The sequence below is a fragment of the Lysinibacillus sp. GbtcB16 genome (assembly GCF_019091145.1).
Classification (GTDB): Bacteria; Bacillota; Bacilli; order Bacillales_A; family Planococcaceae; genus Lysinibacillus; species Lysinibacillus fusiformis.
Window position 1 is genome coordinate 1 of the sequence record NZ_JAGXJV010000199.1, and the last position, 342, is coordinate 342.

General features: G+C 48.5%; 1 protein-coding gene. It reads right to left on the minus strand.

The genetic code is table 11. From position 1 onward, the window contains the following. On the minus strand, window positions 1-214 hold a 214-nt coding region (locus tag KVT27_RS23995; RefSeq protein WP_217582110.1), incomplete at its 3' end, for a hypothetical protein. Between the last annotated feature and the right edge of the window lie 128 nt (window positions 215-342).

Sequence of the window (342 nt, forward strand, 5' to 3'; positions counted from 1 at the left end):
TATGCTTCCATTTGAGGATATACAGCCGCTTTTGCCCTTCTTTGGCGCGGATTGCCCCTACTTCCATGTTTTCGTTGGCTTTCATCATCACTTCGCCCTGCAGCAGAGTCTCACCGCTATCCCCGTCCTCGACCGAGTACTCCACTATGCCCATTTCCAAGCTGTCATTGCCAAGCACCACTTTATGGTGCCAGTTCTCAACTTCCGTCATCATTAGACATACGGGTTTATGGACTCTTTTCAAGTAGTGGTAAGCTATTTTTTTCGTAAAATAGTAATCCACCACGGCATCGGAAATTTGCGGCCAGCAGTCCAGAGCGTTCCACCAAATGACACCGGTAC